Annotated in this window: 17 protein-coding genes; 3 read left to right on the plus strand and 14 right to left on the minus strand. The window is 68.2% G+C overall.

All coding sequences use genetic code 11. The annotated features are described in order from the left end of the window. Positions 1 to 8: 8 nt before the first annotated feature. From AUL35_RS10040 to AUL35_RS10095, 12 genes are all read right to left on the minus strand, one after another. Positions 9 to 1,010, minus strand: coding sequence for an oligopeptide/dipeptide ABC transporter ATP-binding protein (locus AUL35_RS10040; protein WP_062014504.1), 1,002 nt, complete (start codon positions 1,008 to 1,010; stop codon positions 9 to 11). Then, positions 1,007 to 2,026: an ABC transporter ATP-binding protein gene (locus AUL35_RS10045; protein WP_062014505.1), complete on the minus strand. Its 1,020-nt coding sequence runs from the start codon at positions 2,024 to 2,026 to the stop codon at positions 1,007 to 1,009. The genes AUL35_RS10040 and AUL35_RS10045 overlap by 4 nt, the downstream gene beginning before the upstream one ends. Continuing rightward, positions 2,026 to 3,222, minus strand: a complete 1,197-nt coding sequence (locus AUL35_RS10050; RefSeq protein WP_374754486.1) for an amidohydrolase/deacetylase family metallohydrolase — start codon at positions 3,220 to 3,222, stop codon at positions 2,026 to 2,028. The genes AUL35_RS10045 and AUL35_RS10050 overlap by 1 nt, the downstream gene beginning before the upstream one ends. Positions 3,223 to 3,227: 5 nt before the next feature. Continuing rightward, positions 3,228 to 4,103 (minus strand): ABC transporter permease, encoded by an 876-nt coding sequence (locus AUL35_RS10055; RefSeq protein WP_062014506.1) that lies wholly within the window; start codon positions 4,101 to 4,103, stop codon positions 3,228 to 3,230. After that, the gene (locus AUL35_RS10060) at positions 4,103 to 5,044 is read right to left on the minus strand and encodes an ABC transporter permease (protein WP_062014507.1); all 942 of its coding nucleotides are present in this window, start codon (positions 5,042 to 5,044) and stop codon (positions 4,103 to 4,105) included. The genes AUL35_RS10055 and AUL35_RS10060 overlap by 1 nt, the downstream gene beginning before the upstream one ends. Positions 5,045 to 5,107: 63 nt before the next feature. Next, positions 5,108 to 6,649 carry an ABC transporter substrate-binding protein gene (locus AUL35_RS10065; RefSeq protein ID WP_082666241.1) on the minus strand — a complete coding sequence of 514 codons (1,542 nt, stop codon included), beginning with the start codon at positions 6,647 to 6,649 and terminating at the stop codon, positions 5,108 to 5,110. Positions 6,650 to 7,240: 591 nt separating this feature from the next. After that, complete coding sequence (locus AUL35_RS10070; protein WP_062014508.1) at positions 7,241 to 8,395, minus strand: mandelate racemase/muconate lactonizing enzyme family protein; 1,155 nt, start codon at positions 8,393 to 8,395, stop codon at positions 7,241 to 7,243. 36 nt (positions 8,396 to 8,431) lie between these two features. Continuing rightward, on the minus strand, positions 8,432 to 9,640 hold the full coding sequence (gene manD, locus AUL35_RS10075) for a D-mannonate dehydratase ManD (protein WP_062014509.1): 1,209 nt from the start codon (positions 9,638 to 9,640) through the stop codon (positions 8,432 to 8,434). Between the two features lie 13 nt (positions 9,641 to 9,653). Beyond that, positions 9,654 to 11,369, minus strand: coding sequence for an ABC transporter ATP-binding protein (locus AUL35_RS10080; protein ID WP_062014510.1), 1,716 nt, complete (start codon positions 11,367 to 11,369; stop codon positions 9,654 to 9,656). Further along, positions 11,366 to 12,529, minus strand: coding sequence for an ABC transporter permease (locus AUL35_RS10085; protein WP_062014511.1), 1,164 nt, complete (start codon positions 12,527 to 12,529; stop codon positions 11,366 to 11,368). Before AUL35_RS10085 ends, AUL35_RS10080 begins: the two co-directional genes overlap by 4 nt. Further along, on the minus strand, positions 12,526 to 13,512 hold the full coding sequence (locus AUL35_RS10090; RefSeq protein ID WP_062014512.1) for an ABC transporter permease: 987 nt from the start codon (positions 13,510 to 13,512) through the stop codon (positions 12,526 to 12,528). Before AUL35_RS10090 ends, AUL35_RS10085 begins: the two co-directional genes overlap by 4 nt. Before the next feature lie 65 nt (positions 13,513 to 13,577). Continuing rightward, entirely contained in the window at positions 13,578 to 15,494 is a 1,917-nt protein-coding gene (locus AUL35_RS10095) for an ABC transporter substrate-binding protein (RefSeq protein ID WP_244493729.1), read from the minus strand. A gap of 152 nt (positions 15,495 to 15,646) precedes the next feature. Between AUL35_RS10095 and AUL35_RS10100 the strand changes: the two genes are divergently transcribed. Then, the gene (locus AUL35_RS10100; protein ID WP_156417927.1) at positions 15,647 to 16,342 is read left to right on the plus strand and encodes a GntR family transcriptional regulator; all 696 of its coding nucleotides are present in this window, start codon (positions 15,647 to 15,649) and stop codon (positions 16,340 to 16,342) included. 388 nt (positions 16,343 to 16,730) lie between these two features. Further along, positions 16,731 to 18,776, plus strand: a complete 2,046-nt coding sequence (locus tag AUL35_RS10105) for a methyl-accepting chemotaxis protein (RefSeq protein WP_062014515.1) — start codon at positions 16,731 to 16,733, stop codon at positions 18,774 to 18,776. An 88-nt stretch (positions 18,777 to 18,864) separates the two neighbouring features. On the opposite strand, the gene AUL35_RS10110 is transcribed toward AUL35_RS10105, so the two are convergent. Together AUL35_RS10110 and treS are read right to left on the minus strand one after the other, a co-directional pair. Next, the gene (locus tag AUL35_RS10110) at positions 18,865 to 19,458 is read right to left on the minus strand and encodes a DUF1349 domain-containing protein (RefSeq protein WP_062014516.1); all 594 of its coding nucleotides are present in this window, start codon (positions 19,456 to 19,458) and stop codon (positions 18,865 to 18,867) included. Between the two features lie 10 nt (positions 19,459 to 19,468). Continuing rightward, complete coding sequence (treS, locus tag AUL35_RS10115) at positions 19,469 to 21,535, minus strand: maltose alpha-D-glucosyltransferase (RefSeq protein WP_062014517.1); 2,067 nt, start codon at positions 21,533 to 21,535, stop codon at positions 19,469 to 19,471. A gap of 366 nt (positions 21,536 to 21,901) precedes the next feature. Here treS and AUL35_RS10120 point away from each other — a divergent pair. Further along, on the plus strand, positions 21,902 to 22,440 hold a 539-nt coding region (locus AUL35_RS10120; RefSeq protein ID WP_192847078.1), incomplete at its 3' end, for a FecR domain-containing protein.

Raw genomic sequence — 22,440 nt, forward strand, 5'->3', positions numbered from 1 at the left:
GGGGTTCGTCACAGGAGGCCGGCGGCGGCGAGCTCTTCCTGACGCAGGCAGGCGGCGAAATGGCCGGGCGCGACCTCCTCGTCGGGCGGTCGCCGCTCGGCACAGACAGGTGCCGCATGGGGGCAGCGCGTGCGGAAGACGCAGCCCGACGGCGGATCGATCGGGCTCGGGATGTCGCCCTTCAGGATGACGCGCTCCCGGCTGTGGTTCGGGTCCGGTACGGGGGCGGTCGCGATCAGCGCGCGGGTGTAGGGGTGGCGCGGCCGGCGATAGACCTCGCGGCTCGGGCCGCGCTCCATGATGCGACCGAGATACATCACGACCACCTCGTCGCAGAGATATTCCACCACCGACAGGTCGTGGGCGACGAACAGCATGGTGAGGCCGAACTCGCGCTGCAGGTCCTGCAGGAGGTTGAGGATCTGCGCCTGCACCGAGACGTCGAGCGCGGAGACGGGCTCGTCGGCGACGATCAGGTCGGGCTCGACCGCGAGCGCGCGCGCGATGCCGATGCGCTGGCGCTGGCCACCGGAGAACTCGTGCGGATAGCGCCGCGCATGGTCGGGCGACAGGCCGACGCGGGTGAGAAGCTCCGCGATCCGCCTTTCGCGCGCGGCCCCCTTGGCAAGGCCATGCGTGTCCAGCGCCTCGGCGAGGATGGCGCCGACGCGCATGCGCGGATTGAGCGAGGAATAGGGGTCCTGGAAGATGATCTGGAGACGGCGGCGATAGGCACGCATCTCGCGGTCGGAAAGCGTCAGGAGGTCCGTGCCCTCGAAGCGCGCCGCGCCACCGGTCGGCTTCACGAGGCGCAGGATCGAGCGCCCGACCGTGGTCTTGCCGGAGCCGGACTCGCCGACGAGGCCGACGATCGAGCCTCGACGCACCGAAAAGGACACGCCGTCCACCGCACGCACGGTCCCGTGGGAAAGCGGAAAATGGGTCTTGAGGTCCTCGACCTCGAGGATGGGACGGTCGGCGCCGCGGCGGGTGTCAGTGGCAATGCTCACAGGAGTTCGTGCCTCCAGCAGCGGCTGAGGCGCGAGGGCGCGACCGCAAGGAGCGGCGGCACCTCGGCCGTGCATTTCGGGGCGGCGTAGCGGCAGCGCGGCGCAAAGGTGCAGCCGGGCGGCAGGGCGGTGATCGGCGGCACGCTGCCGGGAATGGGCGTCAGCGCCCGGCGCGTCCCGTCGGCAGCGATGTCGCGCGCTGCGTTCGGCGTCGAGGCGAGAAGCCCCTCGGTATAGGGGTGCTTGGGCTGGGCGAACAGATCGCCGACCGGCGCCTGCTCGACGACGCGTCCCGCATACATCACCACGACGCGACGCGCGATCTCGGCAACGACGCCGAGATTGTGGGTGATGAACAGGATGCCCATGCCCATCTCGCCCTGGAGGCGCGCCAGGAGATCGAGGATCTGCGCCTGGATGGTGACGTCGAGCGCCGTGGTCGGCTCGTCGGCGATCAGGAGGCGGGGCTTGTTGGCGAGCGCCAGCGCGATCATCACGCGCTGCCGCATGCCGCCCGACATGTGATGGGGGTAGTCGTCGAGGCGCCGGCGCGCGGCCGGAATCTCCACGAGCTCCAGCATGCGCCCGGCGCGCTCGCGCGCTTCCGCCCGGCCGACCCGCTCGTGGAGAAGGATCATCTCCGCGATCTGATCGCCCACCGTGAAGAGCGGGTTGAGGCTCGTCATGGGTTCCTGAAAGATCATGGCGATCTCGGTGCCGCGAAGGCCGCGCATCTCGCGCGGCGAGGCCCTCGCCAGGTCGCGCACCGCGCCCGCCCTGTCGCGAAAGAGGATCTCGCCCGCGACGATGCGGCCGGGATCGGCGAGAAGGCGCATGATCGACAGGCTCGTCACCGACTTGCCCGAGCCCGACTCCCCCACCACCGCGACCGTCTCGCCGCGCCGGAGATCGAAGGTCACGCCGTCCACCGACTTCGCCACGCTCGTGCGCGCGACGAAGTGCGTCTGGAGGTCCCGCACCGAGAGGAGGACGTCGTCGGGCAGCGCGGCCTGCATCAGCCGTGCGCCCCGCAGGTGCAGACCCTGGCCTCGCCTTCCTTGGGCATGTGACGGGAGGCGCGCACCAGCGTCGAGCCCATCACGGCGTGGCGCGGCTCGAACATGCGGGTCAGCGTGCCGAGCGCCCCTTGCGAATCCCGCACCTTGAGGTCGCTGTCGACGAGGTCGAAGACGGTCAGCTCGGCCTTGCGGCCGACGGCGAGGAGGTCGTCGGTCGCAAGGCCCACGGCCGACATCGGCGCGGTGGTGGACGCCGTGACCACGGCCTCGAAGGGCATGCCCACCGACAGGAGCTTCGACATGGTGGTCGCCATGTCCCAGACCGGGCCGTTCAGCGAGTGGTCGTGAAGGTCGGTCGAGATCGAGAATGGCAGGAGCCCACGCTCGATGGCGACCTCGGCCACCTTGAACGAGAAGGACGCGCCGCCGTGTCCGACGTCGAGGCGGATGCCGCGGTCGGCGCACTTCACCACGAGGTCCCAGAGATCCTCGTCCTCGATGATCGAGCCGCCGGCCTTGCCGTTGAAGCAGTGGGTGATGACGTCGCCCGGACGCAGGAGCTCCAGGATCTCGTCGTAGGTCGGAGGCGGCTCGCCGACATGGATCATCATCGGCAGCTTCAGGATCTTGGCGACCTTCACGGCGACCTTGACCGGCGTGATGCCCCAGGAGCCGAGGATGACGTGGCTCGCGCGGCACTTGATGCCGACGATGAGGTCGCGGTTCGCCTCCACCACGGCCAGCGTCCGATCGATGTCGATCGAGCGGATGTCGATCAGCTCCGACACGCGGTTGCAGGCGACGAGGCCGATCGAGCCGATGTTCAGGAAGGCGAGGATGCGCTCCTGCGCGGGCTCGATGATGTACTCGCGAAAGCCGTGAAACGTCGCCTCGCCGGCCGAGCCGGCGTCGACGATCGTGGTGACGCCGCGCTGCAGGCCCGCGAGCTGCGGGCGGATCGAGATGTCGGTGCCGCCGTGCCAGACATGGGCGTGGAGGTCGGTCCAGCCGGGCGACACGAAGCCCCCCGCCCCGTCGACCTGACGGGCGGCGGGCGGGGGGATCAGCGAGGCGCCGACCTGCGCGATGCGGCCGTCCGCGCCGACGAGGATGTCAGTCGCGGCGCCCGGCGCGGCGCCGGGCCGGAAGCCGACGGGCCGTACGTTGCGGATGAGAATGGGTTGGGTGTCCACGGGCGTCAGATGTCCTTGGCCAGTCGGGGGTCGAGAAGGTCGCGCAGTCCGTCGCCCACGAGCTGCAGCGACAAGACGGCGAGAACGATGGCGAGACCGGGGAAGAAGAGGATCCAGGGGGCCTGGTCGAGATATTGCCGCCCCTGCGCGATCATGGTTCCCCAGGTCGGCACGCTGGGCGACACGCCGACGCCGAGGAAGGACAGGCCCGCCTCCGCCAGCATGGCGCTCGCGAAGATGAAGGTGCCCTGGACGAGGATCGGCGACAGGAGGTTGCGCAGCACGTGGCGCACCATGATGCGCGGCGTCGAGACACCGAGCGCGCGCGCCGCCTCGACATAGGGAAGCTCCCGGATCACCAGCGTCGAGGCGCGCACGATGCGCGCGAGGCGCGGCGCGTAGACGATGCCGAGCGCGGCCACCACATTGACCACCGAGGGGCCGAGCGCCGAGACGAGCGCGATGGCGAGCAGGATGTCGGGAAAGGCCATCATCGCGTCGATGAGGCGGGCGAGCGGCGCGTCGAGCCGACGGAAGAAGCCGGCGAGCAACCCCAGCGTCACGCCGATCAGGCTGGACACCGCGACCACCGAGAGGCCGACGAGCAGCGACAGCCGACCCGCGACGGCCAGGCGCGTGAACACGTCGCGCCCGAAGTCGTCGGTGCCGAAGAGGTTGACGCCGGAGGGTGGCTTCAGCCGGTTGGCGAGCGACAGGCGCGAGGGCGAGAAGGGCGAGAGCCAAGGGCCCGCGATCGCCAGCGCGAGGATCAGCGCGAGCACGACGAGCCCGGCCAGAACCGCGCGGCGCCGCAGGAGCGCGCGCAGGACGCCGAGCCGGCCGGACGCGCCGCCGGGGCTGAGCGTTGCCACGGCCGCCATCAGGTGCGCACGCGCGGGTCGACGAGGATGTAGAGCATGTCGATCGCGAAGTTGATGAGGACGTAAAGACCCGCCACCACGAGGAGCGCTCCCTGGATCACGGGATAGTCGCGCCGCAGCACGGCGTTGACCACGAGGTTGCCGACGCCCGGCAGGCTGAACACCGTCTCGGTGACGACGGCCCCGGAGATCAGGAGCGCTGCGGTCAGCCCCACCACGGTCAGGATCGGGATCAGCGCGTTCTTCAGGGCATGGCGGACCACGACGCGCGTCTCGCTCATGCCCTTGGAGCGGGCGGTGCGCACGTAGTCGTCGCCGAGAACGTCGAGCATCGAGGCGCGGGTGAAGCGGATGATGAGGGCCGACGACACGATGCCGAGCGCCACCGCCGGCAGGACGAGATGGCCGAGCCGCTCGGCGAAGCTCGCGCCCGGCCCGCCGTAGCCGGAGGCCGGAAACCAGCCGAGGCGCACGGCGAAGAACTGGATCAGGATCAGGCCGAGCCAGAAACTCGGGATGCTGGCGGCGAGCATGGCGAGCGTGGTCGCGGCCTGGTCGAACAGGGAGCCGCGCCGGTAGGCGGCGTAGATGCCGATCGGCAGAGCGATCGCGACCGCGATGAGAAGCGAGAAGAGCGTCAGGAAGAAGGTCGGCTCGGCGCGGTCGGCGAGCGCCGTCAGGACCGGCTGGTCGAGGAAGATCGAGCGGCCGAAGTCGCCGCGCACGACGTCGGCGAGATACTGGCCGTATTGCACGAGAAGCGGCCGGTCGAGTCCGAGTTGCGAACGGAGCGCCGCGATGTCGGCCTGCGTGGCGTCGGGCCCCAGCATCACGGCGGCGGGGTCGCCGGGTGTCACGCGCACGATCACGAAGACGATCGTGACCACGATGAGCATGACGACCAGCATGCCGAAGAGGCGATGGGTGATGGTGCGGATCATGGATGTTCCGACAAGAGGGCCCGGAACGCCGGCGCGCGGCGCTCCGGGAGGAACGACTGCGGCTTACTTCGCCAGGTACGCGTTCCAGAAGTACGGCCACGGCGCGGGCGTCACGCCCTGAAGCGCGGGCGACTTGGCGGCCACCGCGTTGAAGTCGCCGACCTTGAAGGCGGGCACCTCGTCGTAGAAGACCTTCTGCACCTCGCCGAAGAGCGCGGCGCGCTTGGCCGGGTCGGCCTCGGTGTTGAAGGCGTTCAGAGCCTTGGTCTTGGCCTCCGACACCCACCAGCCGGGCGAGGTGTCCTGCATCACGCCGATCAGCGAGGGCTCGGGCAGGAACGGCGAGTGCGAGATGAAGATGTCCCAGGCGGCGGGGTCCTGCCGCCGCTGGGTGAGCGTCGCCCAGTCCACGACGTCGAGCTTCACCTCCAGCCCGGCCTGACGCAGGTACTCGGCCGCGACCTCGGCCATCTTGTAGTGGAACTCGTACTGGCGGCTGGTGAGGATGCGCAGCGGTGTCGTGCCGTCGTAGCCTGCTTCCTTCAAGGCGGCCGCGGCGGCTTCGGGGTCACCCTTGCCGTAGGCCGAGACGCCCTCCTGGTTGTGCCAGTTGTAGCCTTCCGGGTAGAGCGCGCCGTCGACCGCGTAGAAGTCCGACGAGCCGAAGCCCGCGATCAGCATATCCTCGGGGTTGAGGGCGGTCAGCACCGCGCGCCGCTTGGCGACGTCCGACAGGAGACCCTGCTTTGTGTTCATCACGAAGACCGGCCAGCCGAAGGGCTTCAGCGTCACGGCTTCCGTCTTGCCGCCCTGGAGACGGCCGACCGACTCGACGGGGATGGAGTCGGCATAGGCGAACTGTCCGGCGACCGCGCCCTCGACGCGCGTGTTGGGATCGGGCACCGGCACGAAGCGGATCTCGTCGAGATACTGGTGGCGCGCACCGCCATAGCCATTGGCCGCATCCTCGCGCGGCTTGTAGCCGTCGAAGCGCACGAGCTGGATATATTGGTCGGGCTTGCGCTCTTTCAGCGCGTAGGGACCGGTGCCGATCGGCTTCTCCAAGGGCACCGCAACGTCCTCCTCCGGCAGAATCACGGCCGCCGAGTTGTTGAAGGCCAGAAGCGACAGGAGCGGCGCAAAGGGCTCCTTCAGCGTGAGGCGGACCGTCAGCGGATCGACCGCCTCGACCGAGGCGATATGCGAGGCTGCCTGCTGGCCGCGCGAGGCGACCGTCTGCCAGCGCTTGAGCGAGGCGAGAACGTCGGCCGAGTCCATCTTCGAGCCGTCGTGGAAGGTGATGCCGTCGCGAAGGCGGATCGTATAGACGCGCCCGTCCTGTGAAATGTCGGGCAGCTTTTCGGCCAGGAGCGGCACGACCGTCCAGTCGCTGCCGAACGTGAACAGCGTTTCGAACATGTGCTGCGAGACGATGCCGACGAGGTCGGCGGTGGAAGCCATCGGGTCGAGCGTCGGCGGCTCGCCGATCGTCGCGACGTCGATCACGCCGCCCCGATGGGGTTCGCTTGTCTGCGCCTGAGCGGCGGAACTCATGAGGGCTGCCGACAGAGCGGCGAGAAGACAAGCCATCCGCATCGTGTTCATATTCCCTAGTTGTGCAATATATTCCCCATAAGTAGGACAGGACTTTCCCAGTGCGTCAATCCGCCAAATGCGTCGTCCGTTCGAATTGATGCACCGCATCCCGCACGGCTGCGCGCCCGGCAGGGACGGTGCCGTGCGGAATGCAGGATTTTCTTTGGCTCGGGAGGTCCGCCGCCGGTCGCCGGCGGGGAAACGGACGGCGTGTTTGGAAGGGCCGATCGGGAAGGCGGAACCGGCCTCCGCGGACCCTTGTCGGCACGGTGTCTGCCGGGCCAGATCCGGGCTCTCGGCCGGGGGGTGTCGCCTGCAGGCGACGCCATGTCTCTCCACGGCGTCGCGTCAGCCAGTCCCGGTCAGGGCTTGCGGACCGAACGGAAGTCGGCTCGGCCGCCGGGACGACCGAGCCGAAGGTGGCTCGAAGCTCGGCCACTGACGAGGGCACCGGCGCCCGAGCCGGGCGACGGCCCGGGAGCCTCGACGTGAAGCGGATGGGCGATGGCGCTGGTTGCCCCGATCGGTGCAGTCAGCGCGGTTCAGGATGCGGCCAGACCTGCCGGCATGCCATGCGTCGCGCCTTTCACAAGTCCCGCGTCACCAGTTGGTGACGGAGCCGTCAGGGCGCTTCAGGTGCGGCGCCTCCCAGAAACGGAAGGGCTCGCGCGTGAGCGCCTTCTCGTCCACCTCGATTCCGAGGCCCGGCGCGTCGGAGACGGGATAGACCGCACCTTCCAGCCGAGGCTGGACCGGAAAGATCTCGCTGGAGTCGAAGCCCAGATGCCGCTCCACCGGGGAGGAGCGCGTTTCCAGCCAGGCGAAGTTCGGCACCGCAGCCGCCAGATGAATGGTCGCCGCCGTGCAGACGGGGCCGAGCGGGTTGTGCGGCATGAGGTCGACGTAGTGCGCCTCGCTCCAGCCGGCGACCTTCACGGCCTCCGTCAGGCCGCCGACGTTACATACGTCGATCCGGTTGAACTGGTGGATATCGCGCTCGATGAAGGGCAGGAACTGCCACTTGGAGGAGAACTCCTCGCCGATCGCAAAGGGCACGTCGGTGAGGCGTCGCAGCGCCTCGTAGGCGACCGGCGTCTCGTCGCGGATCGGCTCCTCCAGGAAATCGAGCGTGCCCTTGGGCATGCGCTGGCAGAAGGAGGCCGCCTCGGCGACGCTGAGGCGGTGGTGGTAGTCGATGCCGAGCGAGACATCGGTGCCCAGCGCCTCGCGCGCCCGCAACATCCAGCGCGCCGTCTCGGCGAGCGAGCGCCGGGGGTCGAGCGGGGCGGTGCTTTCCTGGCCCACCGACATGAACCGGATGCAGTCCCACCCGGCTTCCACGAGCTGGTGCGCCTGGTCGATCATCGCCTCGCTGGGCTCTGCGGCCGTGGTGGCGAAGGTCGGCACGCGGTCCCGCTGCTTGCCGCCGAGAAGATCGTAGACAGGCACGCCGAGCGCCTTGCCCTTGATGTCGTGCAGCGCGATGTCGATCGCCGAGATCGCGGCGCTGAGCACGCGCCCGCCCTCGAAATACTGCGAGCGGTACATCTCCTGCCAGAGCGCGCCGATGCGCATCGGGTCGCGCCCGACCAGGAACTGCGCGTAGTGCTCGATCGCGCCCGCCACCGCCTTTTCGCGGCTCGACAGGCCGGACTCGCCCCAGCCGAAGAGGCCCTCGTCGGTCTCGATCTTGACGAGGAGCTGGTTACGCGTGCCGACCCAGACGGGGAACGGACGCACGGCGGCGATCTTCATGGGCAGGTCCTCAAGGGTGCAGGGAAAAGGATCGCGCTACCAGTGCCAGAGCGTGCCATCGGCCAGACGGTTCACGGGCAGGTAGGCGCGCTCGTAGGGGTATTTGGCGGCCAGCTTCTCGTCGATCTCGACGCCGTGGCCGGGCGCGTCGCCGGGATGGAGCTGGCCGGCGCCGTAGGTCCAGCTATGCGGGAAGACCTCGTGCGTGGCGTCGGTGTAGCCGGAATATTCCTGGATGCCGAAGTTCGGCGCCCAGAGATCGAGATGGAGGTTGGCACCCAGGCACACCGGCGACATGTCCATCGCCCCGTGGCAGCCCGTGCGCACGCCGTAGACCGAGGCGAAATCCATGATCCGGCGCAGCGCCGTCGGCCCGCCGGCATGAACGGCGGTGGTGCGGATGTAGTCGATCAGCTGCTCCTCGATCAGGAGGCGCGCGTCCCAGATCGTGTTGAACACCTCGCCGACCGCCAGCGGCGTCACCGTGTGCTGCCGGATCAGGCGGAAGCCCTCCTGGTGCTCGGCGGCGACCGTGTCCTCCAGCCAGAACAGGCGGTGAGGCTCGAGATCCTTGCCGAGGCGCGCGGCCTCGATCGGCGTCAGGCGGTGGTGCGAGTCGTGCAGAAGGTGGAGGTCGAAGCCGAAGGCATCGCGCAGCGCCGCGAAGAGCTGGGGCGTATGGACGAGATACTTCGCGGTGTCCCACGCCTCCTCGCGCGGCAGCGCGTCGGTCGCCGCCGAGGTGGAAACCGAAAAGGCGCCGGTACCGTAGACGTTGGGAAGGCCCGGTATGCCGGACTGGGCGCGGATCGCGCGATAGCCCTCCTCCCGGCGGCGGCCCACCGCCTCCACGGTCTCCTCGATCGTCGTGCCCTGGGCATGGCCGTAGCACAGCACATGCTCGCGCGAGGCGCCGCCCAGGAGCTGGTAGAGCGGCATGCCGGCCGCCTTCGCCTTGATGTCCCAGAGCGCCGTGTCGATCGCCGCGATCGCCGCCATGGTGACGGGCCCGCGCCGCCAGTAGGCGCCGCGATAGAGATACTGCCAGATGTCCTCGATGCGTGCGGGGTCGCGCCCGAGAAGGCAAGGGACGACGTGCTCCTCGAGATAGGCGACGACGGCGAGCTCGCGCCCGTTCAGCGTGGCGTCGCCGATGCCCGTCAGCCCCTCGTCGGTGAGGATCTTCACGGTCACGAAGTTGCGGCCCGGGCAGGTCACGATGACCCGGATGTCCTGGATCTTCACGGGAGCATCCTTCTCAGGCGGTATATCGGAAGCGGGTGTGGAGGCGGCGCTCGCGCGGGTCGGGGCGCGGAATGGCCGAGAGCAGCGCCTGCGTGTAGCCGTGGCGCGGGTTGTCGCAGACCTCGTCGGTCGGGCCCGTCTCGACGATGCGGCCCCGGTACATCACGGCGACGCGGTCGCACATGTAGCGGATCACGCCGATGTCGTGGCTGATGAAGACGTAGGAGAGGTCGAGCTCGTCCTGCAGGCGGATCAGGAGATCGAGCATCCGGGCGCGCAGCGACACGTCGAGCGCGGCGGTCGCCTCGTCGGCGACGATGAGCCGGGGCCTCAGCGCGATGGCGCGCGCGATCACGATGCGCTGGCGCTGCCCCCCGGAAAAGGCGTGGGGGTAGCGCTCGCGCCAGCTGGGGTCGAGACCGACCTGGGCGAGCAGTTCGCAGACGCGCTCGTCGAGCTCGCGCCCCTTGGCGACGCCGTTCACGTAGAGCGGCTCGCCGACGATCTGGGCCACCGTCATGCGCGGATTCAGCGAGGACACGGGGTCCTGGAAGATCATGCGGATCTCGCGCCGGCAGCTCTTGAGCGTGCGCCGGTCGGCCTTGGCCAGGTCCACCACCGAGCCGTCCGCGCGGCGATAGCCGATGGAACCGCCGGAGGGCTCGTAGACGCGCAGGAGGCAGCGGCCCATCGTGGTCTTGCCCGATCCCGACTCGCCGACGATGCCGAGCGTTTCGCCGGGCGCGACGGTGAGCGACACGTCGTCCACCGCCTTCACCGGCGAAGGTCCCTTGCCGAAGTTCATGGTGAGCGCACGCACCTCGATCAGGGGCGCCGCGGGCACGGGCTTCGCCGGCCGGTTCGCGCGGATCTCGGCCTTGTGTTCGAGCTTGCGGGCAGAATCGATCAGCATGCGCGTGTAATCGCCTTTCGGCGCGTGGAAGATCTGGTCGGTCGGCCCCGTCTCGACGAGCCGGCCGTGATGCATCACCGCCACCTCGTCGGCGATCTCGGCGACGACGCCCATGTCGTGGGTGATGAACAGGACGCCCATGCCGTGCTCGCGCTGGAGCTTGGCGATGAGGTCGAGGATCTCGGCCTGCGTGGTGACGTCGAGCGCGGTGGTGGGCTCGTCGGCGATCAGCATCGACGGGTTGCAGGCGAGCGCCATGGCGATCATGGCGCGCTGGCGCATGCCGCCGGAGAACTCGAACGTGTAGCGGTCGGCGGCGGCTTGGGCGTTGGGGATCTCGACCTGGGACAGAAGATCGACCGCGCGCCGCCGCGCTTCCGTACGCGTCAGATCGAGGTGGACGGCGAGCGCCTCCTCGATCTGGTTGCCGATCGTGTGGACCGGCGAGAGCGAGCTCATCGGCTCCTGGAAGATCATGGCGATCTCGCGCCCCCGCACGGCGCGGATCTCGCGGCCGCGCGGGTCGAGCTGGGCGAGATCGACGCTCGTCCCGTCCTGGCGATGGAGCCGCATCGAGCCGCCGACGATACGCCCCGGACGGTCGACGATCTGGAGGATCGAGCGCGCGGTCACGCTCTTGCCGGAACCCGATTCCCCGACCACCGCGAGCGTGCGGCCCCGCCGCACGTCAAAGCCGACGCCGTCCACCGCCTTCAGGACGCCGGTCCGGTTCTCGAAATGGGTCTGCAGGTCGCGCACCTCGAGGACGAGCTCGGGGATGGCGGCGGCCTCGAGGGTGGCGAGGGTCTCGGTCATCGGCTGTAGGGGTCGGCGGCGTCGCGCAACCCGTCTCCCAGGAAGTTGAGGGCGAGCACCGCGATCACCACCGCGCCGCCGGGCACGAACAGGAGCCAGGGGGCCTGGGCGACCGCGCGGATGTTCTGCGCTTCCTGCAGCAGGACGCCCCAAGAGACGATCGGCGGCTGGAGGCCGATGCCCAGGAACGACAGCGAGGTCTCGGCCAGGATCATGGTGGGGATGGCGAGCGTCATCACCGAGATGATGTGGCTGGCGAACGACGGCACCATGTGGCGCAGGATGACGCGCGCCTCGGACGCCCCGTCGAGCCGGGCGGCCAGCACGAAGTCCTCGGTGCGAAGGCTCAGGAAACGCCCGCGCACCTCGCGCGCCAGGCTCGTCCACCCGATCAGCGAGATGATCAGCGTGATCATGAAGTAGGTGCGCACCGGCGGCCAGCTGAGCGGCACGGCCGCCGCCAGACCCATCCAGAGCGGGATGGTGGGAACCGAGCGCAGGAACTCGATGACGCGCTGGATCGCGGTATCGACGGCCCCGCCGTAGTAGCCCGAGATGCCGCCGAGAACGACCCCCAGAACCAGACTCATGGCGACGCCGACGAGGCCGATCGAGAGCGAGATGCGCGCGCCGTAGACGACGCGGCTGAAGATGTCGCGCCCGAGCCGGTCGGCGCCGAGCAGATAGAAGGGCTTGCCCGGCTCCACGGAACCGATGAGCTTGCGCTCCATCGGAATGAGGCCCGCGAGCTTGTAGGGGGCGGAGGGCACGAGGAAGCCGAGGCGCACGGGACTGCCCGGATCGGCCTGGAAGACGCGGCGCATGGCGACGCGGTCGAGCTCCATCTTGAGGCCTGCCGCGTGAGGCGCGAAATGCGTCCCTTCCCCGTCCGAGAGGAAGAGCCCGATGCCCTGCGGCGGCGCGTAGGTGTAGCGCGCGTTGGCCGCGTTCGGGTCGAACGGCGCGATGAAGTCGGCGAGCAGGGCCACGAGGTAGAGAAGCACGACCACGATGAGACTGACGACGGCGAGCTTGTGCCGCTTGAACTTCAGCCAGAACAGCGTCCACTGCCCGGCGACGGCGAGGTCGCGCCGTCCCGTCTCGAGCGGCGAGGGTTGCGGGTCGAGCGGCTGGCCGACGGTGGTCGCGATATCGCTCATTGGAAGCGGATCCTCGGGTCGGCGATGGCGAGGAGGATGTCGGAGACGAGCGTCCCGACGAGCGTCAAGACGCTCACCATCAGGATGATCGAGCCCGCGAGGTACATGTCCTGGGCGAGCAGCGCGCGCAGCAGCATCGGCCCGGTGGTGGGAAGGCTGAGCACGACCGAGACGATGATCTCGCCCGAGACGAGCGCCGGCAGGATCCAGCCGAGCGTCGAGATGAGCGGGTTCAGCGCGACGCGCACGGGGTATTTCAGGAGAAGGCGGAACTCCGACACGCCCTTGGCGCGCGCCGTCGTGACGTAGGGCTTGTGGAGTTCGTCGAGGAGGTTGGCCCGCATGATGCGGATCAGCGAGGCAAGGCCCGCCGTGCCGACCACCACGATCGGCAGCCAGACATGGCCCAGGAAGTCGGCGAACTTCGCCGGGCCCCAGGGCGCGTCCACCATGGCGGGCGAGAAGAGCCCGCCGACGCTCGCGCCGAAGTAGCTCACCGTGATGTACATCAGCACGAGCGCGAGCAGGAAGTTCGGGATGGCTAGCCCCAGGAAGCCGAAGAAGGTCGCGACATAGTCGCCGATCGAGTACTGGCGCACCGCCGAATAGATGCCGATCGGCAGCGCCAGGGCCCAGATGAACAGGAGCGTGCAGAAGGAGATCAGGAACGTGTAGCCGAGCCGTCCCCAGATGACGTCGGTGACGGGCCGGTTCAGCTCGAACGAGATGCCGAAGTCGCCGCGCGTCACGATGCCGGAGACCCAGTAGAAGTACTGGATCCAGATCGGCTGATCGAGGCCGTAGCGCTCGCGCAGGACCTCGACCGTTCCCATCTCGACCGCCCCGCCGCCGCTCGCCCAGTCGGCCATGAGCGTGGTGAGATAGTCGCCGGGCGGCAGCTGGATGATGACGAAGGCGACGACCGAGACCGCGAACAGGGTGGGAACCATGTACGCGATGCGTCGCAGGATGAACCTGAGCATCCCGTGATCCTGTTCGTGGTTCGTGAAAGGGCGGGCCGGAGCCCGCCGCCGGGCGGCCTAGCGCGTCATTGCGCCGGCCGGTCGAAGTACCACTGGGTCAGCGTCGGCGCGGGGTGCCAGAGGTTGCCGGTGATCGGGATCGGCTCGAACACGTTCTTGATGTCGCGGTTGATCAGCGCGTATTTCGGCATCGGCCGCGAGATGCCGATCGTGTAGAAATTATCGGCCGCCCGCTCCAGGAAGACCTTCATGGCGGCCAGCCGCGCCTCGTCGGTCACCGCCTCGTTGACCTTGTCGTAGAGCGCCATCTGCTCCTTGACCGGAGCCGGCGGCTCCTCGCCCTTGGAATGGTCGGCGTACCAGTCGGCCCACTTGGAGGCGAAGAAGATGTCGGCCTTCTGGAAGGGCATGTAGCAGCGCACGTCCGTATACGCCTCGGCGCGCCCGCCCACGCAGTTCCAGATGTAGGCGTCCTGCTCGTTGGCGTACCACATGGAGTTGAGGCGCGCCCGGTCCGTGGTGCGGATCTGGATGTCGAGCCCGACATCGGCGGCGTACTGCTGCACCATCTGCAAGATGTCGGGATAGCTCAGGCCGAACACGTCGGCGACCATGAAGGTGATCGTGAAGCGCTTGCCGTCGGGCCCGAGGCGGAACCCTTGCGCGTCCTTCTTGTCGAGGCCGATGCGGTCGAGAATCTGCTTCGACTGCTCGGGGTCGAACTCGACATACTGGTTCGCCAGCCGCTCGTTGTAGAGCTCGTGCTCGGGCAGCGGCCCGACCTGGGCGGGCGCGCCCTGCCCGACATAGACGAGGTCGATGATGTCCTGCCGGTTGATCGCGTGGCTGAGCGCGATGCGGAAGTCCTTGTTGTTGAAGAGCGCGTTCTTGATCGGGTCCTGGACGTTGAGGTTCAGGAGAAGCGTCGCGTCGTTGGCCGGCAGGTCGGCGACGTCCATCAGCCGGTAGTGGCCCTGCTCCTGCGCATCGTAGAGCACGGACTTGTAGGTCGAGTTGTTGATGTGGCGGAAGGCGTAGTCGAGCTCGCCGCTGGTCGCGCGCAGCAGCATGAGCTGCACGTCGTCGAGCTTGGCCCAGGTGATCGTGTCGAGATAGGGCAGCTGGTTCCCCGCCGGATCGACCTTCCAGTAGTAGGGATTGCGGCTCGCCACCACGCGGTCCTGGTCGGCGTAGGGCACGGTGAGGACCCAGGGGTTCAGCGTCGGCAGCTCGAGATTCTGCCAGTAGACCGGCTGGAAGTTCGGCGAGACCTTGGAGTTGAAGAGCGACACCCAGTCGCCGACGGAAGGGTTCTTGGCGAGAAGCGCCGGGATTCCCTCCTTGTTGTACTTCTCGTGGAACTGCGAGAGGTAGTGCTTGGGATAGATGATCGGCGCATGGCCCTGCCCGTAGGCGAGCTGTTGCAGGAACAGGCCGTAGGGGCTCTCGAAGCGGAAGACGACGGTCTCGTCGTCGATCTTCTCCACCACGACCGGCTTGCCCGCGACCGTGAAGGTCGGGTTCTTGGACGGCGTCAGCGCCGGGTTCGAGAAGACGTCCTCGTACCAGAACATGATGTCGTCGGCGGTGAAGGGCGCGCCGTCCGACCAGCGCATGCCCTTGCGCAGCTTGAACGTGAAGGTCTTGGCATCGGGCGAGGCGTCGACGCTTTCGGCGATCGAGGGAACGGTCTTGGTCCAGTCCGGCGTCCAGCGAACCAGCGTCTCGTTCGCGATGGTGCGGGTGATGTTGTACTGGTCGCCGCCGCCAAGGATCGTCGTGCGCAGGTTGCCGCCGTAGCGTCCGGTCCCGTCGATCAGCGTCTCGACGAAGGGATCCGCCGGCAGGCGCTCGGCAATTGGGGGAAGGCTTCCGTCGGAGACCTTGGCGTCGAGCATGGGCGCCTGGCGATAGTCGGCGGCCAGTGCCTCCGAGCCCAGCGACAGGGCCAGGGCCGTGCCGAGAAACAGATACCGGGACAAGCTTCGCCGATCAGCGGACCGCATGGTTCTTCCTCCCATCGAAGCCCGCTTTTGCGGTGTCTCCGTTCAAACCGTTCCGTCCTCGCCGGCGGAATTGCCATGATAACGAACAGATCGTACATTATCTGTCAAACGGAATGTGTGAGAAAAGCATGCCATCCGAACTGTTCGCGACGAAGCCGCTGTCCGGCATGGACGCCGATCCCCTCGCCCCCGCCGCCTCGGGCCGCATCTACAGTCGTCTGCTCGACGATATCCTGGCGGGCCATGTACCCGCGGGGGCGCGACTGAAGGTCGGCGAACTCGCGGCTCGCTACGGCACCAGCACGAACCCGGTGCGCGAGGCGCTGCAACAGTTGCGCGGCGAGGGCTTCGTGGTGATCGAGCCGAACCGGGGCGCGCGCGTGCGGCCGATCGACGAGAGCTTCGTGCGCGACATGTACGAAATCAACGTCCTGATCGAACCCTATCTCGTACGCTGGTTCGCGGACTACGCGACGGATGCCGACATCGCCCGCATGGAGGCGATTCAGAGCGAGATCGAGGCGCTCGGGTTCGAGCGGCACGATCGCTACGACCAGCTCGACGAGGACTTCCACCGCGTCGTGTACGACCGGCACTACAACCGCAACGCAGTCGAGCTCTGGCATCGCTACCGCAAGACGCTGGGCACGATCAGCCGCGGCCTGACCATAGGCCGCTCCCGCTATGCGGCGCGCCTGGCCGAGCACCGCGAACTCATTCGCTGCCTGAAGCAGCAGGATACGGAAGGCGCGACCCGCGCCATCGAGGTCCACGTGCGCGGTTCGGGCCGTCACATCATCGACCTCATGCGCTCCGAGCGCTGACCTCTTCGCCGCGACCGGGAACGGGCAAAGGGTCTGCGGCGCGCCGGCAAGATCCCACGACCTCCCGGCCTCGCCCCGCCACCTTAAGCCGCTCCCGCCCTATGCCCCCGGCTGGCAGGCGGGCAAAAGTCTTCGCGTGTCGGGACTCGATGAGGGATCGACCGCTCCCACGCCCGCCCGCCAACCGACAGGAGCACGGAAACAAACGCGCGACGGCACCTCGAATACGTTTCGCGCGATTAAATCCCCGATGTATGTATTTGGCAAAAGCAAATATGATTTTGTCGATGCTCCGCTATATCGTATTTTTATTGGCGTATATTAACTAATCCGACAATATTAAGCGGCAGATGCTCGCGCGCCTTGCATTTGAGCGGAACCGGAATCCATGCGCCTGACCATGAAACTGAAGCTCGGCGTGAGTTTCGCAGCGTTGCTGATCCTCACGGGCGCGGTCGGCTACTTCGGTCTCTCGTCGGTCTCGGCGACGAACGATCAGCTTCGCGCCTTTGCGGACCGGCCTTTCCAGCAGGTCGAGCATGCCAACGCGCTTCAAACCAATCTCGAGACGGTACGGCGCGATATACAGGCCGCGTTCCTCACGGCCGATCCCGATGCCCTGCACGGAACCGTCAGCGAGTATGGCGAGTCATGGCGTGCAATCGATTCCAATCTCGAACGCATCTTCGCGAACATGTCCCAGGAAGGTCGGGAGACGTTCAAGAATCTCCAACCGATGATGGCGGAGTTGAAGGCCGTCTCCGACGAAACCTTCGACCTCGCCCAAAAGGCAGACGCAACCGCGACCGCAAACGGCCTGCAACAAACAGGAGAGCCAGTCGCGGCTGTACGGCAGGAACTGGCTTCCCTGAGGGGCGCACTGTCGGAAACGGATGCCGTGGCTCTGGTCGCCCGGGATGCCATTCAGGGGCTGATTATCTCAGCGCTGGATGCACGCCTCGAGATGGCGACGGCGCTCGCCTTGTCCGATGACGCGGCGATCGCCGCGGCGAGCCAGCATCTCGATCGCCTGGACAGCGAGTTCAGGAACGGCCTCGATGCGCTGGCGGCGCGCGTGCCCGGAGAGCCGGAACGTCTTTCCGCGATCAAGACGGCCTGGGCGGCGGCCTTCGAGAGCCTGCGGTCCCATGCCGACATCGGCGTCGACAACTGGCTCGACAAGGCTCAACGCCTTGCCGACACGAAGCAGACTCCCCTGGCCATTCAGGTCGGCAAGACGATGCATGCGCTCACGGACCGCGCGGGCGTCCTGGCCGACGAATTCCTCCGCAGTGCCGACACGACCTACCGATCCACGCGGCTGTGGCTTCTTTGTCTGATCGCGGGCGGCATCCTGCTCGGCGCCAGCGCGGCGGCCTGGATCGCGCTCTCGATCTCTCGTGGCCTCGGCCGGGCCGTGAAGCTTGCCGAGGCGATCGGGGAGGGAGACGTCTCGCAGCGCGTCGAGGCCAGTGCGACGGATGAGATCGGCGACCTCCTGCGCGCCATGAACGCGATGAGCGTCAAGCTCGGCGAGGTCGCGGCGACGGTCACGAATTCCTCGAACCAGGTCGCCGTCGGATCCTCCCAGTCGGCCGCCACGGCCGAGCAGCTTTCCTCGGGCTCGAGCGAGCAGGCCGCAGCCTCGGAGGAAGCCTCGGCTGCAATCGAGCAGATGGCTGCCAACGTGCGCCAGAACGCCGACAATGCCGGCCAGACCGAGAAGATGGCAGCCCAGGCCTCCGCCAATGCCCAGAAGACCGGAACGGCCGTGGCCGCTTCGGTGGAAGCGATGCGCACGATCGCGCAGAAGATCACGGTGGTGCAGGAGATCGCGCGCCAGACCGACCTTCTCGCTCTCAACGCCGCGATCGAGGCCGCGCGCGCCGGTGTCCATGGCAAGGGCTTTGCCGTGGTGGCGTCGGAGGTGCGCAAGCTCGCGGAGCGCAGCCAGGAGGCGGCGCAGGAGATAGGCCGCCTCTCGTCGCAGACGCTTCTCACGTCGGAAGAGGCGGGTCAGATGCTGGATGCTCTCGTTCCGGACATCAGCCGCACGGCCGAACTCGTCTCGGAGATTTCGGCGGCCTGCCGCGAACAGGCCGTGGGCGTCGACCAGATCAACCAGGCGATCCAGCAACTCGATCAGGTCACGCAATCCAACTCGGGCGCGGCCAACGAGATGGCGGCGACCGCCGCCCAGCTCTCGGCCGAGGCCATGCGTCTGGAACGCAGCGCCGGTTTCTTCAAGCTCGCCCCCGTCGCGAGCGAGGAGAGCGGACAAGACGACGTGCGGGCGCTGCAACGCCGCGCCCAGGCCGTCACGGTGTCCCGGACCGCGCGTCCACCGGCCTCGCCGCCGCGCAAGGCGGAGGCCGACGCCGGCTTCGACCTCGAGCTCGACCGCGATCGCAGCTTCGAGCGCATGAGCGCATGAGCGCATGAGCGCATGAAGAATGCGGGGCGCGGCGGAATGCTGTGCCCCCGGTCTCGCCGGACGCCCGTCGCGGCGGGATCGCCTCGCCTCAGGACAGGTCGTGCAGGTCCTTGCCGGTCGGCGGGCCGAGGGTGAACCCGTCGAACCGGACCTCGAGCCCGGCCCGGCCGGGCGAACAGCACATGGGGCCGACCCCGTAGCCGGGCGCGACCGCGAAGGGACACAGGCGCATCAGGGGCCAGCGGATGCCGTCGGTGGACGCCTGAAGCCGCAGGACGCCCGCGCGCACCGTGACCCGCAGCCGGATGTCCTCGCCGTTTCCCTCGAAGGGAAAGGTCGCCCAGTCGGAGCGGCCCGCCGTCAGGACGCTGCCGAGATGGAGCCGGCCGTCCGACAGCTCGATGCCGGCCTTGATCCAGTTCGAGGCGTCGGCGCGCACCATGATGCCGGCCTGGTCGTAGAGATGCTCGTAGCGCGCCCGGACGCGGAGGGAGGCCGTGAAGTCGCCAGCCGTCTCGAACAGGAGAGCGTGGCCGCTGTCGCGGACGAAGCCGTAATGGGTCTCGCGCCAGAAGTCCGTTTCCGCGTCCGTGGTGACGAGAAGGCTTGGGCCCTCGCTTCGCCAGGAGGCCGGCTCGTTGTGCCAGCGCGCCCTCCCCCAGTCCGTCGCACCGTCCGTCATGGGCCCGCTCCTAGAGGGTCGGCAGGTTGCCGATGATGCGCAGCGACAGGCCCTCGTAGGGCTCCAGCGAGATGCGCAGCTCCCCGGTTTCCAGAAGATCGCCCTCGACCGTTTCCGCGATCATGTCGACGACCGGTCCCGGCCGGGTGCCCGGCAGCGTCACCACCTCGTCGATCACCTGCGCGCCGAAGTTCAGCGCGGTGACCTGCGTGCCGCGCCCGTCGGGCAGTTCGTGGACCATCACGAGCAGCCCCGGCGCCGCGACGTCGGGGATCAGGGTCTGGCGGCTGGCGGCGATGCCGTAGGCGTCGCGCACGGCCAGGAGGCGCTTGAGCTGCGAGGCGAAGGAGGACGGGTCCTTGAGCTGCTCGGTGATGGGGCCGTAGAGCGCGCGGGCGCGCGGCATCCCGTCGGCCGAGCGGGCCTCGTCCGGGTTGGCGCCGGTGAGGTCGTAGGCGCCGCGCTCGATCCATCGCGTGTCGCCGTCGCCCATCAGGTGCTCGACCTGCCGCGTCTCCAGCGGAAGGGCGCCCACGAGGTCCCAGCCCGAAAGCGCGAAGACGCCCGGCTGGAAGGCGTTGTACATGGCCAGCAGCAGGTGGACGCGGCGGATGCGCTCCACCGCCGCCTCGTCGATCTCGGTCAGGTCGGAGATGCCGAGCGCGGCCGTGATGACGCTCGCCGTGGTGCAGGCGATGCCGTTGGTGACGAAGGGCAGGTTGTAGGGCGCGGCCGCACCCGACAGGCGCTCGCGGATCACGTCGCGCAGATGCATTCGCAGCGTCCGGCCCTGCCAGGTCTGGCCGGCGAATGTGTAGATGTCGTCGGCATGCAGCGTCCAGAAGTGGACGAGCTCGGTGGTCAGCTCGTCGTGGTTCTGCAGGGCGTGGATCAGCGAGGCCGGGTCGATGCCGAACTCGTGGACCGTGCGCAGCATCAGCCGCAGGAACTCGGTGTCGCCCGTCAGCAGCGCGTGGTGGTAGGCGGGCCGGGTGATGAAGTCGTAGGACAGGTCCGCGCCGCCCTTCGACATGGACGCGATGTCGTCGACGGTAAGGTTCAGCTCCTGGAACGAGAAGCCGCCCGCCTTGCGGATCATGCCCGCCAGAAGCGCGTTGCCGGTGACCGACAGGGGGTGGCTTTCCGACCAGGCCGGGCCGTCGATGCGGCGCTCGACGCCCAGGAAGCCGTTGGCGTCGAGGCGCAGGCCCCGCGCGCCCATGTGGTCGATCGAGTGGAGCGCGTCGCCGATGATCATCTGCTGCGCGGCGAACGAGGGGTCCAGCCAGTTGAGGCTCGGCTGGCCTTCCTTGAAGTAGTGGAGATAGGCCCAGCGCCGCAGCTTGCCGTCGACACCCGCGACCGGGCCCGTGGCGCTCCAGTCCGTTTCCTTCACGCCAGGCTCGAAGAAGATGACGCGCTGGAGCTGGCCGACGATCAGCCCGCGCTCCTTCAGGTGATCGACGGTGGCGGGCGGCAGGTTCACCGCGTCGCGCCCCTCGGGAACGTCGGGAAGGTTCGACCACTCCTCCTCGGGGATCTCCACCATGTGGTAGAGGCCGGGATAGCTGGAGTGGTTCATCTCGGCGAGGCGGAAGTCCGGCCCCTTGCCGGTATGGGCGGGAATGACGTCGTCGACGACGACGGCGTTGTGGGCCGCGGCCATGCGGCTGACGGCGACGAACTCCTCGCTCGTGCCGAAGGCGGGATCGATCTCGAAGCCGATGCGGTCGAAGTTGCCGTCGATGGTCGGCGTGTAGGTGCCGTCCCGGTAGCCGCCGGCCCGCTTCATCGGCCCGGTATGGATGCCCCGCACGCCGATCGAGGACAGGGCGGACCAGAGCTGGGGATCGCCCAGCGTCTTGAGAACGGAATCGCCGCTGCGCGTGATCACCGAGGAGGGATAGGCGGTGAACCAGACCGAGGCGATGGCGGACGCGACCCGCGGGCGCGTCTCGGCATAGGGCCGCTGCCACAGGCGCCCCTGGCCGCCGTAGCTCTCCGCAAACAGCCGCGCCTGGTGCAGCATCGACTTGGCGACGAGGTCCTCGACGGTTTCGCTCGGGTCTGCCGCCATGATTCTCGCCACCTTCCGCCTCGAATGCATCGGGCCGGGATGCCCGCCCGGTCCAAGACCTAGCCGATTTGGCTGGGATGGGAATGGCGGCCATGGGACGCCGGGCGCGAAGCGAAGGATGCCGGCGTCTTGGCGTTGCATCGTCCCGTCACCGAGATCGAGACAGATCCCGTGTCTCGGATGGCCGGACCCGGTCCGAAGGAACCGACCTTCGCCGGATGTGACGGCGATGCGAGCGTCGATTTTCCGTGCCTGGCTGAAGGCTTGGCGCCCGATGCCGCAAATTGGAGCGGCACGTTTAGGGCCGTTTTATCGCTTCGTCCCGCACCCTGTCTGGATCAAGGCCATGGGTGGGGCTCTATGCGCGTGCGACCGATCGTTTTCATCTCCTGTCTGGCCGTGCTGCTTCAAACCGACGTGAGTTGGGCCCGCGAGTGGCTGGTCGAGCGCGTCAGCGGCACGGCGTGGTCGATCGATACGGCGGCGACGCGCACCGAGCTCAAGGCCGGCATGGAGATCGAGGAAGGGCTGACCATCGCGACCGCCAGGAACGGACGTGTGCGTCTGTCGGCCGAGAACAACGTGATGACCCTCGGCCCCGGAAGCGTCGCGGCCGTGAAGCCGAAATCCTTCTTCAGCGCTAAGACCGAGGTCCTGCAGCAGGTCGGAAGCATCGAGTTCGACATCGAGAAGCGGGACAGGCCTCATTTCACGGTGCAGACCCCCTTCATGGCGGCCGTGGTGAAGGGCACGGCCTTCACGATCGCCGTCAGCCGGACGGACGCGCGCATCGGCGTCGACCGGGGGCTCGTCCAGGTTCAGGACCTGCGAAGCGGCGAGACGGCGGGTGTCGCGGCGGGCCAGCGCGCCAGCGTTTCGGCGAAGGCGACCGGTCTGCAGACCGC

The organism is Aureimonas sp. AU4 (genome assembly GCF_001463765.1).
Classification (GTDB): Bacteria; Pseudomonadota; Alphaproteobacteria; order Rhizobiales; family Rhizobiaceae; genus Aureimonas.

Coding starts and splice junctions, on each gene's coding strand:
- AUL35_RS10105 (WP_062014515.1), top strand. CDS start 16,731: ATGCGCCTGACCATGAAACTGAAGCTCGGCGTGAGTTTCGCAGCGTTG.
- AUL35_RS10080 (WP_062014510.1), bottom strand. CDS start 11,369: ATGACCGAGACCCTCGCCACCCTCGAGGCCGCCGCCATCCCCGAGCTC.
- AUL35_RS10110 (WP_062014516.1), bottom strand. CDS start 19,458: ATGACGGACGGTGCGACGGACTGGGGGAGGGCGCGCTGGCACAACGAG.
- AUL35_RS10045 (WP_062014505.1), bottom strand. CDS start 2,026: ATGCAGGCCGCGCTGCCCGACGACGTCCTCCTCTCGGTGCGGGACCTC.
- AUL35_RS10100 (WP_156417927.1), top strand. CDS start 15,647: ATGCCATCCGAACTGTTCGCGACGAAGCCGCTGTCCGGCATGGACGCC.
- AUL35_RS10085 (WP_062014511.1), bottom strand. CDS start 12,529: ATGAGCGATATCGCGACCACCGTCGGCCAGCCGCTCGACCCGCAACCC.
- AUL35_RS10065 (WP_082666241.1), bottom strand. CDS start 6,649: ATGAACACGATGCGGATGGCTTGTCTTCTCGCCGCTCTGTCGGCAGCC.
- AUL35_RS10090 (WP_062014512.1), bottom strand. CDS start 13,512: ATGCTCAGGTTCATCCTGCGACGCATCGCGTACATGGTTCCCACCCTG.
- AUL35_RS10070 (WP_062014508.1), bottom strand. CDS start 8,395: ATGAAGATCGCCGCCGTGCGTCCGTTCCCCGTCTGGGTCGGCACGCGT.
- AUL35_RS10060 (WP_062014507.1), bottom strand. CDS start 5,044: ATGATCCGCACCATCACCCATCGCCTCTTCGGCATGCTGGTCGTCATG.
- treS (WP_062014517.1), bottom strand. CDS start 21,535: ATGGCGGCAGACCCGAGCGAAACCGTCGAGGACCTCGTCGCCAAGTCG.
- AUL35_RS10055 (WP_062014506.1), bottom strand. CDS start 4,103: ATGGCGGCCGTGGCAACGCTCAGCCCCGGCGGCGCGTCCGGCCGGCTC.